This window comes from Pedobacter soli (assembly GCF_900101435.1).
In the GTDB taxonomy this organism is placed as follows: Bacteria; Bacteroidota; Bacteroidia; order Sphingobacteriales; family Sphingobacteriaceae; genus Pedobacter; species Pedobacter soli.
In genome coordinates this window covers 44,722-62,794 of the sequence record NZ_FMZH01000017.1, presented here as the reverse complement: position 1 = coordinate 62,794, position 18,073 = coordinate 44,722, and the positions used below count along the sequence as shown (strand labels likewise).

The 18,073-nt window shown below is 40.3% G+C and carries 19 protein-coding genes; 5 read left to right on the top strand and 14 right to left on the bottom strand.

The genetic code is table 11. From position 1 onward, the window contains the following. Window positions 1-30: 30 nt before the first annotated feature. The 4 genes from BLR37_RS23235 to yiaA form a co-directional block, all read right to left on the bottom strand. The gene (locus BLR37_RS23235; protein WP_090772860.1) at window positions 31-1,179 is read right to left on the bottom strand and encodes an iron-containing alcohol dehydrogenase; all 1,149 of its coding nucleotides are present in this window, start codon (window positions 1,177-1,179) and stop codon (window positions 31-33) included. A gap of 109 nt (window positions 1,180-1,288) precedes the next feature. Beyond that, window positions 1,289-2,650 (bottom strand): glutamine synthetase family protein, encoded by a 1,362-nt coding sequence (locus BLR37_RS23230; RefSeq protein WP_090772858.1) that lies wholly within the window; start codon window positions 2,648-2,650, stop codon window positions 1,289-1,291. Continuing rightward, entirely contained in the window at window positions 2,647-3,963 is a 1,317-nt protein-coding gene (gene eat, locus BLR37_RS23225; protein WP_090772856.1) for an ethanolamine permease, read from the bottom strand. The genes BLR37_RS23230 and eat overlap by 4 nt, the downstream gene beginning before the upstream one ends. 269 nt (window positions 3,964-4,232) lie before the next feature. Then, window positions 4,233-4,640 (bottom strand): inner membrane protein YiaA, encoded by a 408-nt coding sequence (gene yiaA / locus BLR37_RS23220; RefSeq protein WP_039479492.1) that lies wholly within the window; start codon window positions 4,638-4,640, stop codon window positions 4,233-4,235. Between the two features lie 155 nt (window positions 4,641-4,795). Here yiaA and BLR37_RS23215 point away from each other — a divergent pair, with 155 nt between their 5' ends. Continuing rightward, complete coding sequence (locus tag BLR37_RS23215; protein WP_244154745.1) at window positions 4,796-6,292, top strand: NAD(P)H-hydrate dehydratase; 1,497 nt, start codon at window positions 4,796-4,798, stop codon at window positions 6,290-6,292. Window positions 6,293-6,385: 93 nt separating this feature from the next. On the opposite strand, the gene BLR37_RS23210 is transcribed toward BLR37_RS23215, so the two are convergent. The 4 genes from BLR37_RS23210 to BLR37_RS23195 all read right to left on the bottom strand — a co-directional run bounded on the left by BLR37_RS23210 (window position 6,386) and on the right by BLR37_RS23195 (window position 9,402). Beyond that, window positions 6,386-7,243, bottom strand: a complete 858-nt coding sequence (locus tag BLR37_RS23210; protein WP_090772854.1) for an anti-sigma factor — start codon at window positions 7,241-7,243, stop codon at window positions 6,386-6,388. A gap of 2 nt (window positions 7,244-7,245) precedes the next feature. Further along, window positions 7,246-7,797 carry an RNA polymerase sigma factor gene (locus BLR37_RS23205; RefSeq protein ID WP_039479499.1) on the bottom strand — a complete coding sequence of 184 codons (552 nt, stop codon included), beginning with the start codon at window positions 7,795-7,797 and terminating at the stop codon, window positions 7,246-7,248. Window positions 7,798-7,911: 114 nt separating this feature from the next. After that, on the bottom strand, window positions 7,912-8,805 hold the full coding sequence (lipA, locus tag BLR37_RS23200; protein WP_090772852.1) for a lipoyl synthase: 894 nt from the start codon (window positions 8,803-8,805) through the stop codon (window positions 7,912-7,914). Between the two features lie 165 nt (window positions 8,806-8,970). Then, on the bottom strand, window positions 8,971-9,402 hold the full coding sequence (locus tag BLR37_RS23195) for a GNAT family N-acetyltransferase (protein ID WP_090772850.1): 432 nt from the start codon (window positions 9,400-9,402) through the stop codon (window positions 8,971-8,973). Between the two features lie 388 nt (window positions 9,403-9,790). Here BLR37_RS23195 and cysS point away from each other — a divergent pair, with 388 nt between their 5' ends. The 4 genes from cysS to BLR37_RS23175 all read left to right on the top strand — a co-directional run bounded on the left by cysS (window position 9,791) and on the right by BLR37_RS23175 (window position 14,311). Beyond that, the gene (cysS, locus tag BLR37_RS23190; protein WP_090772848.1) at window positions 9,791-11,251 is read left to right on the top strand and encodes a cysteine--tRNA ligase; all 1,461 of its coding nucleotides are present in this window, start codon (window positions 9,791-9,793) and stop codon (window positions 11,249-11,251) included. 148 nt (window positions 11,252-11,399) lie between these two features. Then, window positions 11,400-12,374 carry a M28 family peptidase gene (locus BLR37_RS23185; protein WP_090772846.1) on the top strand — a complete coding sequence of 325 codons (975 nt, stop codon included), beginning with the start codon at window positions 11,400-11,402 and terminating at the stop codon, window positions 12,372-12,374. An 86-nt stretch (window positions 12,375-12,460) separates the two neighbouring features. After that, the gene (locus BLR37_RS23180) at window positions 12,461-13,318 is read left to right on the top strand and encodes a DUF4440 domain-containing protein (RefSeq protein ID WP_090772844.1); all 858 of its coding nucleotides are present in this window, start codon (window positions 12,461-12,463) and stop codon (window positions 13,316-13,318) included. A 105-nt stretch (window positions 13,319-13,423) separates the two neighbouring features. Next, on the top strand, window positions 13,424-14,311 hold the full coding sequence (locus tag BLR37_RS23175) for a glycerophosphodiester phosphodiesterase family protein (protein ID WP_090772842.1): 888 nt from the start codon (window positions 13,424-13,426) through the stop codon (window positions 14,309-14,311). A 125-nt stretch (window positions 14,312-14,436) separates the two neighbouring features. On the opposite strand, the gene BLR37_RS23170 is transcribed toward BLR37_RS23175, so the two are convergent. The 6 genes from BLR37_RS23170 to BLR37_RS23145 all read right to left on the bottom strand — a co-directional run bounded on the left by BLR37_RS23170 (window position 14,437) and on the right by BLR37_RS23145 (window position 18,035). Continuing rightward, window positions 14,437-14,628 (bottom strand): hypothetical protein, encoded by a 192-nt coding sequence (locus tag BLR37_RS23170; RefSeq protein ID WP_090772840.1) that lies wholly within the window; start codon window positions 14,626-14,628, stop codon window positions 14,437-14,439. A 121-nt stretch (window positions 14,629-14,749) separates the two neighbouring features. Further along, complete coding sequence (locus BLR37_RS23165) at window positions 14,750-15,271, bottom strand: tetratricopeptide repeat protein (protein WP_090772838.1); 522 nt, start codon at window positions 15,269-15,271, stop codon at window positions 14,750-14,752. A gap of 253 nt (window positions 15,272-15,524) precedes the next feature. Further along, window positions 15,525-16,028, bottom strand: a complete 504-nt coding sequence (locus BLR37_RS23160) for a hypothetical protein (protein WP_244154744.1) — start codon at window positions 16,026-16,028, stop codon at window positions 15,525-15,527. After that, entirely contained in the window at window positions 16,025-16,612 is a 588-nt protein-coding gene (locus tag BLR37_RS23155) for a class I SAM-dependent methyltransferase (protein WP_090772836.1), read from the bottom strand. The genes BLR37_RS23160 and BLR37_RS23155 overlap by 4 nt, the downstream gene beginning before the upstream one ends. A 193-nt stretch (window positions 16,613-16,805) precedes the next feature. After that, on the bottom strand, window positions 16,806-17,384 hold the full coding sequence (locus tag BLR37_RS23150; RefSeq protein WP_090772834.1) for a YdeI/OmpD-associated family protein: 579 nt from the start codon (window positions 17,382-17,384) through the stop codon (window positions 16,806-16,808). Window positions 17,385-17,420: 36 nt separating this feature from the next. Beyond that, window positions 17,421-18,035, bottom strand: a complete 615-nt coding sequence (locus BLR37_RS23145; RefSeq protein WP_090772831.1) for an HD domain-containing protein — start codon at window positions 18,033-18,035, stop codon at window positions 17,421-17,423. Between the last annotated feature and the right edge of the window lie 38 nt (window positions 18,036-18,073).

The following is an 18,073-nucleotide window of genomic DNA, read 5'->3' as shown; positions in this document are numbered from 1 at the left end:
CATCCTCTTTATCTTTGGTTAATGATTACTTTAAAGCGCACTTAAGTATAATTGTTTAAAATCTTCGCGACTTACCGGTTTTGGATTGTTCGGGTGCGCAAAATCTGCAAAAGCTAAATCGGCAAGTGTTTCTATATGTTCATTTTTAACGCCAATATCACTTAATTTATGCGGAATATTTACTTTGGTGTTTAAATCGAACAGATATTTTACAACGGCATCGCCAGTTTGCTCCTGAAGGTCTAAAGCAATGGCGATTTTTTTAAAACGGTCTTCAAAGCCTGCAATATTAAACTGCATACCGTAAGGAATATTAACTGCATTGGCCAGGCCATGGTGGGTATCTAAAAGTGATGACAGGGGGTGCGCCAGCGAATGCACCACACCAAGGCCTTTCTGAAAAGCAATTGCGCCCATCATTGAGGCCATTAGCATTTTACTGCGACTGGCTAAATCAGGATGGTTTGTTGCCTGCACCAGCGAATCTTTAATCAATGATATTCCCTCTAAAGCAATTCCATCACACATGGGGTGAAAGTTTTTAGCCAGATAAGCCTCCATGTTGTGTGTTAGGGCATCCATACCGGTTGCAGCGGTAATAAATGGAGGTAAATCCATGGTTAATTCGGGATCTGCAAAAACAATCTGTGCCATTAATTTAGGCGAAAACAGGATTTTTTTCTGGTGCGTTTCATCATCGGCAATAATGGCGCTCCGGCCCACTTCGCTACCTGTGCCCGATGTTGTGGGGATAGTAATAAAATGAGGCACATCGTTGGTCACATAAATATCGCCACCAATCAGGTCGTCGTATTTAAACAAATCTTCGCGGTGATTTACCCTTAAAACAATGGCTCGGGCCACATCTAATGCTGCTCCACCTCCTATGCCTATAATGCTGTCGCGGTTGGTGGCATCCCAGGCTTCGCAACCTTTATACACATCGCTTTTAACAGGGTTTTTATGAATATCGCTAAATACTTCTACGGCTATGTTTTTTGAGCTTAGATCTGCCACGATGCTTTTAAAAAGGGGAAGCTGCGCTATGGTTGGGTCGGTAACAATTAAAGGGGCTTTTAAATTGTTTTTAGCCAGATAGGCCGGCAATTCTTTTACAGCACCTGCACCAAACCGAATGGTAGTAGGGAAGTTAAACTGATGGATCTTATCGAATATCATGGTGTTGTTTTTTATTTTTTACCACCTTAGACACCTGAGTGCACCTAAGGCTATTGGTTTTAAATGAGTTAGCATTACTGAAGCCAGTGCAACATTAAGGTGTTAATGATTAAATTATTTCCAAGTACCTTTTCAGCTCCCAATCGGTTACCGCTTTGGCATATTGTTTACATTCCCACTCGCGGGTCATACTAAAATGTGCCACAAAATCGGCACCCAATAATGTTTTGGCCAGTTCAGAATTTTTCATCTTTTGGGTAGCTTCGAATAAATTGCGGGATAAGGTACCGTTTGATAAATCGGTATAACCATTTCCTTTGGTGGCAGGCTGCTCCAGTTTAAGTTTGTTTTTAACCCCATAAAGCCCTGCAGCCAAACAGGCCGCAACTGCGAGGTAAGGATTGGTATCCGAGCCTACAATCCGGGTTTCTAAACGGCTAGCTTTTTTGCTGCCGGGTAAGGCGCGCAAAGCAGTGGTGCGGTTGTCTATTCCCCAGGTGAGCGTTGTAGGCGCCCAGGCACCTTCAACCAAACGTTTATAACTGTTAATAGTTGGCGCAATCATAGGTAAAATATGCGGCAGGCAATGTAACTGACCGGCAATATAACTTTTCATTACCTCACTTATGTTATCGGCATCTTTTTCATCGTAAAACAAATTGTTTTGATGCTGATTATCCCACAGACTCTGGTGCACATGGCCACTGCAACCGGGTAAGTTTTCGTTAATTTTAGCCATAAAAGTAGCCAGAATACCATGTTTATAAGCAATTTCTTTAACAGCAGTCTTAAACAAAATAGCCTGGTCTGCGGCTTGCAGGGCACCGGCATATTTAATGGCGGCCTCATAAACACCTGGGCCTGTTTCGGTATGAAGTCCTTCAATAGGGATGTCGAATTTGTTCAATAATTCGAACAGATCGCTCATGAATTCATTTTTATAAGTACTGCGGAGAATCGAATAACCAAACATTCCCGGACTTAATGGCTTTAAATTGCTGAAACTTTTTTCGTTTGCCGTTTCGGGTGTTTCGGCAAAATTAAACCACTCAAATTCTTGTGCAAAATTGGGCGAATAACCTTCATTTTCACACTCGGCGATGATTTTTTTTAGCAGCTGCCGGGGGCAAACCGAATTGGGTTGGTCGCGCTCATCAATAAAATCGCCCAGAAAGAAGGGAACATCATTTTCCCAGGGGATTTTTCGAAAGGTATTCAGGTCAATTTTAACCTGGGCATCGGGGTAGCCGGTATGCCAGCCGGTGTATTGTCCGTCTTCGTAAGCCAGGTCGGCGGCATCCCAGCCAAAGGTAACATCGCAAAAACCCAAACGGCCTTCAACCAATGAAGCAAATTTTTCAGTAGCTACGTACTTGCCTCGTAAAATGCCATCGATATCGGCAACGGCTAATTTTACTTTACCAGAGGGATGGTTTTTAACATAATCCAGAATTTCTTTGCTTGTACTCATGCATTAACCTTTTTAAAAAGTTTGTATAAAAGAAAGATGCCTAAAACAATACCCGAATAAATTAATCCTAATTTAAGATTATAAATCAGCATTGCGATAAAAGAAACACACGAAATAAGCAGTGCAACAATAGGAAATAGCGGGTAAACCGGGGTTTTAAAAGGACGCAGCATTTCTGGCTTACTTTTCCTCAGCACCATGACCGAAACCATCGAAATGATATAAAGGGTTAAAGCCCCGAATACCGAAATGATGATAATTTCGGCCGTTTTGCCCGATAGGAGCGCTATAATTCCAATAACCATATTGCCAATCAGGGCGTTGGCAGGAGTTTGGAATTTGGGCGAAATTTTACCCAAAATAGCCGGGATGCTTTTTACCCGCCCCATCTCGTAAGTAGAACGGCCAGCAGCCAGCACCAATCCGTGAAAAGAAGCTACCAACCCAAATAAACCGACCGTAATTAACAAGTGGTACATGAGGTGGTTGCTCCCGGTGATCATCGACAGGGCGAGAGGGAGAGGAGAATCGGAAGTTTCGCCCGATTTTCCATTTTTATACACAATGGCTTCCCAGCCACCTATACCAACGGTTGAAATGAAAACGAGTATGCACAAAACCACCAGTGTAAATATTCCCGAACCAAAACCTTTGCTGATATCACGTTGTGGGTTTTTGGTTTCTTCGGCCACATTGGCTACGCCCTCAATGCCCAGAAAAAACCAGATGGCGAAAGGAATGGCTGCAAATACACCACTCCAGCCGTTGGGGAAATTATTGTGAATAAGGTTTGCTGACTGGAATTTGGGTAAAGTAATCCCCGAAAACAAAAGCAGCTCGCCCACAGCAAGCACGGTAACAATAACCTCGAACGAAGCTGCGGCTTTAACGCCATATACATTTAAAGCCGTAAAAATAAAGTAGATGGCAATGGCTGAGGTAAGTATGGGCACTTGAGGGAAGAAAGCATTAAAATAGGCGCCAATGGCAAATGCAATGGCAGGTGGGGCAAATATAAACTCAACCATTTGTGCAATGCCGGCAATAAAGCCCATGTTTTTGCCTAAAGCGGTATTGGCATAATCGAAAACGCCACCTGCTTTTGGAATGGCACAAGCCAGCTCGGCATAACTGAAGCTAAAGGTAACATACATTACCATGATGGCCACAGTGGCAATGGCCATGCCCAGCGTTCCTCCTTTTTCGAGGCCTAAGTTCCAGCCGAAATACATGCCCGAAATAACATACCCTACACCCAGCCCCCATAGCATAAATGGGGTGAGTGTTTTTTTTAAGCCTGTACTTTGCTCCATAAGTGCCTGTCCTGTTAATTTGGTTTACATTAATTTGCTCAAAAATGATAAAACTACTGGCCTCGGTATCTGCTGTTTAAATTAGTGATTTTTTTATTCTTATCTTATAAATTAATGGCGCTTAGGTTTATACGTTTTTAATCAATATCCGGTTGGTAGATGAAAAGTACCATACGCTTTGAGGATCATTTGATTAGTTCGTGTGATGTGTAGAAAAGCGATTGTTTGGAAATAAAAAAAGCCAGTAGTTTTGCTACTGGCTTAATCTGCTATTCCGTATCCCGGTTTTTATTTGCAATCTGGCTATCCCGCGTGTTCTTCTGCACCGTTATGGCACCAAAAATGGCGAGTAGAAAAGCAAAGGCATAAAAACCTTTTTCGCTCGGTAAAAGCGTGGCGTTCCACAAACCTATTACCAGTAAGGTAATGGTTAAGAGTGTCGAAAACCAGCTTAATCCATAATAAATTTCTGTAACCGGAATACCTTCCAGTTTATCGCGAACAGCTTTTTGTAAAGATATTACAGCAAAAAGGCCAAACATCAATACGGTAAAATAATATCCTTTTTCGTTTAGGAGCATATCAGAACGCCACAAGCCTACAATAAAGCCGATCATTCCGATACCTAATGCAATCCAGGCGGCCGCCACAAATGCATTTGATGGTTTTTGATTCATTGTTTTAGAGTTAATTTAATTTTTTAGAAAACGTTAAAGCTTAGCAAAAGGTATAAAAATAGCAATATTAGTTTGGCCTGGGCTAAATACTTTCATTAAATCGGTTGATGACGGAGCCAATAGCAATTTTTAGCTAAAAATATTATATTAGTAATATGCTTACATTGCTTACTTCGGCGCAAATGCGCCATGCCGATCAGTTTACCATAGTTAATAAGCCCATTGCTTCCATCGATTTGATGGAGAAAGCTGCACGCGCATTTGTGCAATGTTTTATCAGAGATGAATTTGATGCCGGCAAGAGCATTGCAATTTTTTGCGGAAAAGGTAACAACGGAGGCGACGGACTTGCGATAGCGCATTTGCTTTTGGTTAATGGCTACGAGAACGTGAAAGTTTACATCGTAAATTTTAGTGCCAAACAAACTGCTGATTTTGCCATTAACCTGCAACGGCTGGATGAATCGCGCTGTAAAAAAGCCATCATAAACCAGCCTGCTGATTTAAAACACATTAAACCCGATTTAATTATTGACGCTATTTTAGGTTCGGGTTTAAATAAACCTTTAACCGGCGATTACGCAGAACTGGCACGTGCCATTAATAAGTTAAATAAAAAAGTATATGCAGTTGATGTACCAACTGGTTTTTTTGCTGAGGGAAGTTTGACCAGCAATTATAATGGTGTAAAGGCTTATAAAACAATCTGTTTTCAACGGCCAAAAATTAATTTCTTCTTCCCGGAATCGGCTTTGGCAACCGAAAAATATGAAGTAGCAAATATTGAACTTGATGAAGATTTTATCCAGAAACAGGATACTGACTTTTACCTTACCGAAGAGAAAGACATTCAAAAAATACTTAAAAAACGTAAGCTTTTTAGTCATAAAGGCACCTATGGCCACGCGCTCATAATAGCAGGTAATACCAATACCATGGGGGCAGCTTTACTGGCTTCAATGGCTTGCCTACACACAGGCGCCGGATTAACCACTGCCTGTATTCCGGAAAGTGGGCTAACGGCGCTCAATACCGCTTTACCTGAGGTGATGGCTTTGCTCAGGGTAGAATATATGCGCATTGAGCACCCAGCAAAATACCAGTGTATAGCTATAGGCCCCGGCTTAGGCATAGATGCTGAAAATGAAAGACTTTTAGAAAGTCTGATTACGGCCAATCGCGAATTGGTAATAGATGCCGATGCACTGAATATTTTAGCCGAAAGGCCAGATCTGATAAAAAAACTACCAAAGCATTCGATCCTTACCCCGCATTTAAAAGAATTCGATCGCTTATTTGGCGAGCATGATACCTGGTGGGAGCGTGTGCAGACTGCTAAAGCACAGGCCCGCCAGCTTCAAATTGTAATTGTACTTAAAAACCAATATACTTTTGTTTGCCTGCCTGATGGAAAGGTTTACATTAACCCAACAGGAAACCCAGCCATGGCACAGGGTGGTATGGGCGATGTTTTAACAGGGACTATTTCGGGTTTGGTAGCACAAAATTATCCGGCGGCCGATGCAGTCATTGCCGGCTGTTATATTCATGGTCAAACGGGAGATGAGCTGGCAAAGGAACAATACGTGGTTACCGCGTCTCAACTTGCTTTAAATATTGCAAAGGAAATTAAAGTATTGACTACCAGATAGTTTTTTGAAGTTGTTGATCGGTAAAGGCCAATTGGATGCTTTGAGAAGCATAGCAAAACAATGCTCTATTCGGAAAAGATCTTGAGTATCTCCTTACACCCCACCCATTACAGTCAGCTTACCCATATTAGGGTTAACGCTTCCACCCATTGGTTCTATGGTTACCGCAAAAGCTTGTGCTTCTTGTATGGCCTGCATTTTAACCAGTGCTTCGTTTGATGTTGAATCGTTTTTGCCAAACACACCTAAACTTACCGGCTTACCATTTACCATGGCCCATAATTGATATTCGTGCTCCTTATCAGTTTTTGGTAAATCCATGGCAACATAGTTAACCAATACGCTTTTATCTTTTTTGTTCCAGTAAACTTTCATTTTAGATGCCGGACTAAAAGGCTGCCCCGTCATATTGATGGTTGCCCATTCCTGGCTATCGGCCATTGCAGCCATGTTGCTCAAGCCCTGGTTTTCAAACTCCAGTTTGCTTACTACACCTGCAAATTTTTGTTTATCGAGGTTTAAGCTTGCAATCTGGTCGTGGGCATCGTTTAACTTGCTGTAAGTAATAAACAAAGCCGCGGTACTGATAATTAATAAGGCTACACAAGCTACCAGTGCATAACGCAGGATTCTTACTTTGCCGGCACTTTCATCAAAAGGTATAATGCTGGCTTCTTGTGCAACAGGTGGGGTAGATTTAACAGTTTTCTCAGGTTCAAGCTCACTTAGCCCTAATTTTTCGAGTAATCTTGTCTCTACATCTGCAGATGGTTCTACAGCATTTTGCATAGCATATTGCTCTATAGCTTGCTCAATGGCTGCTATTTCAGCTTTCACCTCGGGGTGTTGGGCTGCCATTTCCTCAACCTGTAACGCTTCTTCGGGTGATAAATCACCTAAAACGTACAGCTCGAGTACTCCAGATTCGATATATGCTTTTAAATTTTCCACGCTCAATTAAAATTCCTTCTCAATTCTATAATAGCCAACCTGATACGGGTTTTCACCGTGCCCAGTGGCAAATCTAACTTTTCTGCGGCTTCTACATGCGTAAAGCCCTTGTAATAAACTAAATCAAGAACTGCCTGTAAGTCTGGTTTAAGGTTGTCTACAAGCTGTTTAACACCCAAAACATCGGGGTTAAAGGTAACCTTGTTTTGTTCATCAACGAAACTTACGTTATTTTCTATATCTTGGTTTTTGAGTGAATTCTTAAAGTCTTTAGAACGGAGCTTGTCGATAGATAAGTTGCGGGCAATATTCATCATCCAGGTAAACAAACGTCCTTTTGTATTGTCGTAGTGTGCTGCAGACTGCCAGATTTTTACAAAAGTTTCCTGTAAAACATCCTCAGCGAGTTCGGTATGGGTAATAATGCGCGAAATAACACCATAGATAGCCGACGAATACATGCTGTACAGCGTTTTTAATACCGCAGGGTCTTTCGATTGCAGTTGCTGAACAAGTTCTGGCTCGGTTAGGGTTAATTTTTTAAATGCAGTCACTATTGGTTACTAAGTTACAATACAGAACAGAAAAAGCAAAAAAATGTTTTATAAACACATTCCGTAAAGGAGTGCTTTATAAAACATTTTTCAGAGCATATATTAATATGATAACTATGCTATCCCATCAATAGGGAAAAGGTGTTTTTCTGCGTGGTAAGATGAACGTACCAATGGTCCGCTTTCCACATATTTTAAGCCTTTGGCTAAACCAACTTCCTTGTACATGGCAAAAGTATCGGGGTGTATCCAATCTACAACCGGGTGGTGGTTGCGTGTAGGTTGTAAATACTGACCCAAAGTTAAAATATGTACGCCATTGGCAACCAGATCGTCCATGGCTTCAAAAATATCTTCTTCAGTTTCGCCTAAACCCAGCATAATGCCGGTTTTGGTTCTTAAACCAAATTCCGAAATTCTTTTCAGGGCCTCTAAGCTCCTATCGTATTTGGCCTGAATGCGTACCTGTCTGGTCAGGCGTTTTACCGTTTCCATGTTATGAGATACCACTTCAGGACGTTCTTCTAAAACACGGTATAAATTATCCCACTGACCTTTAAAATCAGGGATCAAAGTTTCGAGGGTAGTGATAGGACTTTCTTTGCGGATGGCCTGTAAAGTTTCGGCCCAGATAATCGATCCGCCATCTTTTAAATCATCGCGGTCAACCGAAGTGATTACGCAATGTTTAACACCCATTAATTTTACCGAATTGGCTACACGGTTTGGTTCATCTACATCAACTGCCAGCGGGCGGCCTGTTGCTACTGCGCAAAAAGAACAGCTACGTGTGCAAATGTTACCCAAAATCATAAAGGTTGCCGTACCTGCGCCCCAGCATTCGCCCATATTGGGGCAATTGCCGCTTTCGCAAATGGTGTGTAGCTTATGCGTATCCACTAAGCTGCGAACTTGCGCATATTCTTTACCAACAGGTAATTTTACACGTAACCAATCTGGTTTACGCTTAACTTCAGTTACAGCAGGTACTACCGGTAAATCAATCATGCCACAAAGTTAACGAATAGGATTGAATTGTTACAATGCCGAAATGTTTGAGCGTTGTAATAATAGTTTGGTTAACTGGTTAATTGTTTAAACTACTTAACTGAGGCACCTTGCAAAGTTTGTTATTTGTGGGAGGATATGTCGACTTCGTAAGTGGCTCTGGCACTAAACCAATTCTATTTCAAATGCAATCTGTCGTTTATTTTCTTTAAAGCCAATTGTTTCATAAAACTTATGGCTTTCGGTACGTTTGGTATTACACCTTACCTTTAGTTTCTGTACTTTCTGCTTTTCAGCCCAGTGTTTTACATTTGCTATAAGCTGTTTTCCAACTTGCTGTCCACGGAAATCAGGATCCACAATTAAACCGCCTATTTCTACAAAAGGGTCAGACTCGATCCGCAAAGTGTAAAAGCCATGAATCCAGCCAACAATTTTATTTTCGGCTACTGCAACAAAAGCACAGTTTTCGTTGCTGCTGTTAATCTCTCCGATTCTTAAGCGTGTTTGTTCGATGTTGCTTTGGTAACCCAGCTGTGTGGAAAGTTTGGCAACAGCTTCGGCATCTTTATCTGAAATTTCTCTAATCTGAACCATTTATTGATGTTTAATAGGTTAACCTAAAATAGGGATATAAATTTGTTTTACGGTTAACTGGTAACAACTGGCGACAGCGTTAGTTTTGCGCAAGGTTTACAGGCCAAAAGCACCGAAATAACCGAACTAAACCCTATTGAAGCGGCAGCTCCCGATTTTTTTATCGGGACTATAGCGGAAAGAGGGACTGTTTTACCCGATAAAGCAGTACAGTACCTTTTCTAATATTTGAGAAAAATTAATACTGTAAATAAATTTTGTTTTACTGTAAGGCGGTAGCATCTGAGAGCACGGATAAATGCTGCCTGTAAATGTTAGTTAAAAATCATAAGCTAAACATTGCAACTTTAAAGGTTTCAACTTTCTAAGTAAATCTTACATTTGCAATATGAATACTGGCTTACAGCTTTACAACACGCTTTCGCGCAAAAAAGAAGTTTTTCAACCCTTAAATGCACCCAACGTTGGGATGTATGTTTGTGGTCCTACTGTTTACAGCGATGTGCACCTTGGCAATTGCCGCACTTTTATTTCTTTCGATTTAATTTTCAGATATCTTAAATACTCAGGATATAAGGTGCGCTATGTGCGTAATATTACCGATGCAGGTCACTTAGAAGGCGACAGGGATGAGGGCGATGATAAATTTGCAAAACGCGCAAAGTTAGAGCAGCTGGAGCCCATGGAAATTGTACAGAAATATACTTTAGGTTTCCACGATGTGCTGCGCATGTTTAATACCTTACCACCTAGTATCGAACCAACGGCGACCGGACACATTATCGAGCAAATCGAAATGATTAAGGTAATTATGGCCAATGGTTATGCTTACGAAATTGATGGTAATGTGTATTTCGACGTAGAAAAATACAGCAAAGAATACAATTACACCATCTTAACCAACCGCAACCTCGAAGATATGCTGAACAACACCCGCGAACTGGGTGGACAGGATGAGAAACGCGGGAGGTTGGATTTTGCCCTGTGGATTAAAGCAAAACCAGAAACTTTAATGCAATGGCAATCGCCATGGGGCATGGGTTTCCCGGGCTGGCATATCGAATGCTCGGCCATGAGTGCCAAATACCTGGGGTCTGAATTTGATATTCACGGTGGTGGAATGGATTTGGCTGCCACACACCATACCAACGAAATTGCACAATCGGAAGCATGCAGCCACAAACAGCCTGCACGCTATTGGATGCATACCAATATGCTTACCGTTAATGGTACGCGCATGTCGAAATCGGCGGGTAATGGCTTTTTGCCTTTAGAGCTGTTTACCGGTGCGCATCCTTTATTAAAAAAGGGCTATAGCCCGATGACGGTTAAGTTCTTTATGTTGCAGGCACATTACCGCAGTACTTTAGATTTTTCTAACGATGCTCTGGATGCCTCGGAGAAAGGATTTAGACGTTTAATGACAGCGGTTAGCCTTTTAGATAAACTGCAGGTATCAGAACAAAACGATTTTGATATCGACGCACTGAAAGAGAAATGCATTCATGCCATGGATGATGATTTTAACAGCCCGATTTTAATTGCCGAGTTATTTGAGGCAGTTAGGATGATTAATACCGTTTACGATGGGAAAGGAAAAATATCGGCAGAGGCTTTAGCTAAATTAAAGCAGCTGGTACACGATTTTGTGTTCGATATTTTAGGCTTGAAAGATGAAGACGCCGGCAGTAATGATTTAAATGGTGTTTTAGAAATGGTAATTGATATCAGAACCGAAGCTAAAGCAAATAAAGATTACGCCACTTCAGATCGTATTCGTATTGGTTTGCAGGCTTTGGGTATTCAGCTTAAGGATGGTAAAGAAGGTACAACCTGGAGTAAGGCTTAGGCGCGTAAGCAGTTTGCGGATTGGCCCTGATAGGTTATACTTTAATTTATAAAAAATCCTGTCCCCCTTTGAAGGGGGCAGGGGGATGAAATAAGCCATTTGTATAGTTATCTACCCAATAGTGGCAGAATTTTAGATTAAATTAATCATGAATAAAAAAATATTTATCCTGCCTTTTATTGGCCTGATGGCCTTGCAGGCTTGTAAAAATAAACAAGCTGATACCAGCCAGAGTGAAGAAAAAATAACAATGGTATCGCCTGATTTTAATGCCGATAGTGCTTATGCCTATACAAAGGCGCAGGTAGATTTCGGTCCACGTATTCCGGGAACTGCAGCACACCAAAAATGTGCAGATTACCTGGTGGCCAAATTAAAATCGTTCGGTGCGGATGTTAAAGTACAAGGCGAGAAAACAAGTACTTACGACGGTAAAAGTTTTCAGCTGAAAAATATTGTTGCTGTTTTTAATCCCGCACAAAAGAACAGGGTTTTAATTACTGCGCATTGGGATGCCCGGCCTTTTTCTGATCAGGATACCGATCCGGCCAACCATACCAAAGCATTTGATGCCGCAAATGATGGTGCTAGCGGTGTCGCTGTAATTCTGGAAATGGCGCGCCAGATCCAGCAGAAACAGCCTAATGTGGGAGTTGATTTTGTATTGTGGGATTTGGAAGATTATGGCAAAGCCAACGATGAAACACCAGATGAAACCACCTGGTGCCTGGGCTCGCAATATTGGGCTAAACAGGCTGTGGCTTCTGGTTATAAAGCCCTTTATGGTATTAACCTCGATATGGTAGGCGGTGGCAACGCACAATTTACACAAGATGAAATTTCGCGCCAGGCAGCACCGGATGTAGCCAATAAAGTATGGGATATTGGTAATGAAATTGGCTATGCCTCGTATTTTACCAAAATTCCAAGCGGAAGATTAGTCGACGATCATTTCTGGATGAACAAAGCCGGTGTACCATCAATAGACATTATTCATTACAACGATAACAGCGGCTTTTACATCAACTGGCACACCCAGCTGGATAATTTAGCCAATATTGATAAAAACACTTTAAAAGCTACCGGTCAAACCGTTTTAGAAACCATTTACAGGGAAAAGTAAGCCCATAATGTGAAATTGTTAATTACTTTTAAAACCATACCCTAAAGAAAATTTTATATTCGCCAAACTATATTTTTAAACTGATAATGAAACACCTATTTACAACTGCCATAGCTTCACTTTTAGCACTGAGCACATTTGCTCAAAAAAGTGATGGAACAACCAAATCTTTAGTAAATGCTGAGAAAGATTTTGCCAAAGCGGTGGCAAAAAACGGAGATAAAGAGGCTTTTCTTGAATATTCGCTAGGCAGTGCATTGGTATTCAGACCAAACCCGGTTAACGTTAAAACTTTTTATGCCAATAAAGCAAACAGCGAAAACGGTGTTTCATGGACGCCAAATTTAGCTAAAGTATCACGCAGCGGAGATTTAGGTTTCACTACTGGCCCATACGAAGTTGATGGAACAGATAAAAAATACGGACAGTACCTGTCGATCTGGAAATCGGAGAATGGCAAATGGAAACTGGCGATTGACCTGGGTACCGAAAGCAACAAGCCTTTGGCTAAATTTACGCCACAGTTTATTGAGCCAAAAGACCATGTAGCGCCAAAATTTTTAAATGAAAAAGAGGTTAAAGCTGGTAAAGAAATTATTTTAACTACCGAAAAAACTTTAAATACCTTATTAAAAACACATGGTATTGCAGCTTTTGGCGGCTTTTTAACCAACGATGCACGTTTGCTTTTCCCGGGTAATGAAGCCATTGAAGGAAAAGGTAAAATTGTTGCTTTCTACAACGGTATGGTGAGCAAAATTAATTTAAAAACAACTGGTGTAGATAAAGCAATTGGTAGCGATTTAGCCTATACTTATGGTGTAGCCACCATTGATTATAAAGCAGACCTCCGCGAGAGCTTCAACTATGTTTTTGTTTACGAAAAAGCCGCAGATGCAAGCTGGAATTTAATTGTACAGGCCTTTGTACCTGCCGAAAGATAAATAACAAATGTGAATTGAAGAGGGCTTTCCGTAAAAAGAAGCCCTTTTTTTATTTCGCAATTTGTAGTTACCCTAATAAAATTGTTCATTTTACGTTTAAAATTCATGCATAAAAAAATACTTTTATTCTCCGCTCTCGCTTTATTGTGTTTTAATGTTTCGGCCCAGAAACAAAAGTTCGATGTGCAGGGCAAAGCCGGCGCAAGAGGAATCATGCCCGAAAATACCATTGAAGGGATGTTAAAAGCGCTAGATTTAGGGGTTACTACCTTAGAAATGGATGCAGTAATTTCGAAAGATAAGATGGTAGTACTTTCGCAGGAACCTTATTTTAACAATGAAATTTCTTTACAGCCCAACGGAAAGCCCATTAGCCTGAAAGACCAAAAGAAGTTTAACATTTATAAAATGGACTATGAAGAGGTTAAAAAGTTTGATGTAGGCAGTAAAGTTCACGACCGTTTTCCAGGGCAAATGAAGTTTAAGGCTTATAAACCATTACTTAGCGAAACTATTGATGCAGTTGAGGCTTATGTTAAGGAGCACAAACTGGCCAGACCGGTTTACAGTATCGAAACCAAAACCATTAAAAACGGCGATAACGAATTCCATCCCGAACCTGCTGAGTTTGTGGATTTGATTATGGAGATTATTAATGCAAAGAAACTGGCTAAAAGGGTAATTATAGAATCGTTTGATATGCGTACACTTCAGTATCTGCACGAGAAATACCCTAAGGTGCAAACTTCGCTGTTAATTGATGAGAAAGAACCTTTCGAAACCTACATTGAAAAATTAGGCTTTAAACCAACTATTTACAGTCCGTATTCGGTATTGGTAGGCAAGGGGCTGGTAGATCGTTGCCATGCCATGGGGATCAAGATCATCCCCTGGACGGTGAACACAGTTAAAGAAGTCAAATATTTTAAAGATCTGGGTGTAGACGGAATTATTACCGACTACCCGAACATTATGGGGCAATTGGATAAATAGGCTTATCGGTCGGTGGAGACACCGACCGAAACAATTATAATCAAGCTGGTTGGTGGAGACACCGACCAGTAAAACAAAAAAAGCGCTGATTAAAGCGCTTTTTTTGTTTTATGTACTGGCAATGCCTAGTGGTGCGATTCAGTAGCTTCTGAGTGATGCACTTCAGTTTTTTCGTGTGAAGCACCTTCTTCTTCATGGTGGAAAATTGGTCTTGTGAAAGCCACAAGCAAGATTAAAACAATAATCCAGGCAGTTAATGGTAATGCCCAAATGCCTTTAGTTTGCTGAACTGGTGCGTGTGAATCGTGAGCTGACATATTGAAATATTTTTGATTTAAAAATTTATGCTTTGTAATTGTGCGGTAAAGATAATAACAAAATTAAAATAAAAAGATTAAAGTACTGATTTGTATGGCGAAAAGGGATAAAGGCGAACCTTTATCCCTGTAAATCATAAATCATTGCTTTAGTACTGTTCAGCTTGTTTTTAATCCGGTCCTGATGTTCCTGCAAAACGCTGTGCTGATCTTGCACGGCATTAAACAGTTCAGCCTTTTTAAAATAATGGGCTGCCGTGGTAAAATTTTGTTGTTGCTCGGCATGCAGGCCTAAATTTTCGTAAATCCGGGCTTCGCAAACGCCTGCAACGCATAATGCTTTATCTGCAATTTGTTTAGCGAGCTTATGCATTTTAAGCGTAATTACGAGCTTAAGGTAAGGTTCGTAAACCTCCGGAAAATCGGCATCCAGTTCGATACAGCGCTTGTAATAATAGCCTGCAGTTTTGTAATCTTTAAAACGGTAATGGTATAAATTCCCCAGCTGAAAATACGCACGTGCATAATCAGGATCAAAAGCAATCAATTCGTTAAAATATTGAAGCGCTTTGGGCAGTTCGCCCCAGTTTAATTCTTCAATGGCCTGCAGATATTTTTCGTCCGCAGTGGTATAAATGTCCATAATGGATATAATAGTTTGGATAAGCCATACAGCTTAGCAAAGGGTAATAAAAAAAGATTTGTTAAATGTAGATTTTATAGGTTAGCCCTTAAACACTAAGGATTGGAAAGGAAATTTACCTCAATACCCCAACCCTTTAAGCCACAAGACGGGCTAAAGTTTGTTTGCTGGATATGTATTTGACGTAGCATTGTAGTAAAATTTGATGCAAATATATTTATTTCCAGCGAATTGCAAATGTTAAATTAAGATTTTAGTGATTTACATGCGCCAGATAAACAATGCAATAGCTCAGTAAACAAACCGCACTGTTAAGGTTGAAAGCATTAAATACATTCTCCAACCGTGCTTTGGTTTGCGTAATTTTTAATGCCAAAAACCAAAAGAGCAGCGAAACTGCTATATCCAGTATATCAAAACGGCCATTGGTAATGTGGAGCAGTTGAAATAATTCAAGCCCGATGGCAAATGCCGGAGGAATTAAAACACAATCGATTTGCCGGTTAAAAAATTTAATATAAAAGCCCTTCGAAGTTAGGGTGATGCAGAAAACCCAAAGGCCCTCGGGCAAAGAGTAGATGATATATTTATTTAACGGTAAAGTGGTGGTGATGCTGCATTTTAAATCTTCGTAAGTTTTTAAAGAACTCAGCTGAATAAAAATCTGGTTCACCAGTGTTTTATCTGTCCGGTAAAAGAGGTAGATAAATAAGCTGATGATTAATGCCGGGGCAATATACCAATAGTGTTTTTTCAAGATTTGACGAGCATTAAGATTTTAAAATAAGCAAATGGTTTTAAGTCAATTTCTTTTTCAGGTTTAAACCGTTCAATAGCCTTAATATGGTGGATGTAAAATAAAGATTTCAATTGAAATATGCCAGCAAATAGGTTAAAAGCCCGGTCTAGATATTTTAACCAGTTATTTGGGGTAAAGTGGTTTAGTATAAGCAATTTTCCACCAGATTTTAATACTTTGTGACATTGCATGATCAGTTTTTCAGGGTACTGTGCTACGGCAATTACATGCGAAAGGACTACATAATCAAAAGATTCAGGTTCAAAATCTAGGTCTTCGCCATTCATTTCGAAAAGTGCAATAGTACCATCTGAATGCTTTTTAGCCGTATTAAGCATAGCCGAAGAAATCTCTATTCCGGTAATTTGATGCCTTTGGTATAAATGGAAATGTGAGCCATTACCTACGCCAATTTCGAGCAGCTTTCCATGAGGGAGCAGATTGATTTCGTTAAAGAATTTTTTCTTTTGCGGTTTCAGAAAAATATCAACCAATGGATAGAAAAAAGCAAAACGGTTATAAAAATTGGTTAGTGCACTCAATTTAGAGGAGGTTAAGATTAGTTAAAAGTAATAGCGTACTCCAGCACTTATTCGTTATTACAAATATAATTTTTTGCACGAGGTGTTGGTCTGGATTTATAATCCAGATCTAAAGTTCTGTGGATTTTTAATCGACTTAAATAAAGTTAGATAAGTCGGGATTACAAATCCCGCCTAACAGTTAAACTAAAAATTAAAATTGTTTAGGCTTTTTGTTCTGGCCGGCCAGTTCAACCAGCTCAGTAATTCTTTTCTGCCGGGTTTCAGGGCGTTTGGCCAGGGTAATCCATTGTAGCATCGCCTTGCGCACCGATTTGCTTAGGCCAGTAAAAAATGTTTCGCTGCCAGCTGTAATTTCAAATGCAGTGGTTAAATCAGCAGGGATGGTAAGTTCTTCTACTTCATCTAAAATTACCCACGAGCCGTTTGTTTTAGCACGCTCGATACATGCTACTCCAGCAGGTGCCATTAAGCCGGCTGCAGTTAATTGCTCAATCTTGGCTTTGTTAATTTTCGACCAACCACTATTGGGCTTTCGTCTGCTAAAAAACTGGGAAAAACTTTCTTCGTCAATTGTTTTTCTAACGCTGTCAATCCAGCCAAAGCAAAGGGCTTCTTCTACAGCATCACTCCAGGATATGGTGGGTTTATTGGCTTTGGTTTTGTAGCAAATCAGCGAAACCGATTGTTTGGTGTCGTGGTGTTTTAACAGCCAGTCCCGCCAGTCTTTGCGACAGGTAGGGCAAAAGGTTTCGGTTGTTTTTTCGGCCATCGTTGTTTATGCATTAATTTTACCCGACAAAAATAATTAAAGGCGACTTAACTCAAACTGCAGGTTATGTTTTGCCTGGTTTTCAAATTTATGGTAGAAATAATTTGTTTTATAAATCCGTTCCATTTTTATGAAATGTTCCAAAACCTTTTTCCGCCCCGGAATATAAACGCGATCCGGATAAACTGAATATTCCTTTCTAACATTTTGAGCATACACCATATATTTTTCGAGGCTTTCGCCCAATATCGAAAGATCAGCGTCTGTAAAATAATTTGTATCTGATTCGGTATCGGTAAGATGTTTTTTAGTTGCTAGTATTTGGTTTTTGCAGTTCCTAATCATATAATCGGGAACTGAAATCTGCTTCATTCTTTTTTCAGCGAGCGCTGCACTTTGTTCTTCATTGTCTGATTTTAATGCATTATAAACGACATCATGATAAAACAAAGTGAATAAGATGGTATCCCAACCTTCAATTTTATGTTTCGCGGCAGTTAATTGCGCTAACAGGTTATCGAGGTGAGAAAGGGTGTGATAATACCTTTTTTTATGGGTGTAGCTATGCTCAATCTCTCCCCAAAATTCTGCAATTATACTTTCGCTATTCGTATAATTTTTAAGGAGATGAATGAATGTTTCTTTTAGCACGAGGTTTTACGATTGGTATCGATAGACAAGATACAGAT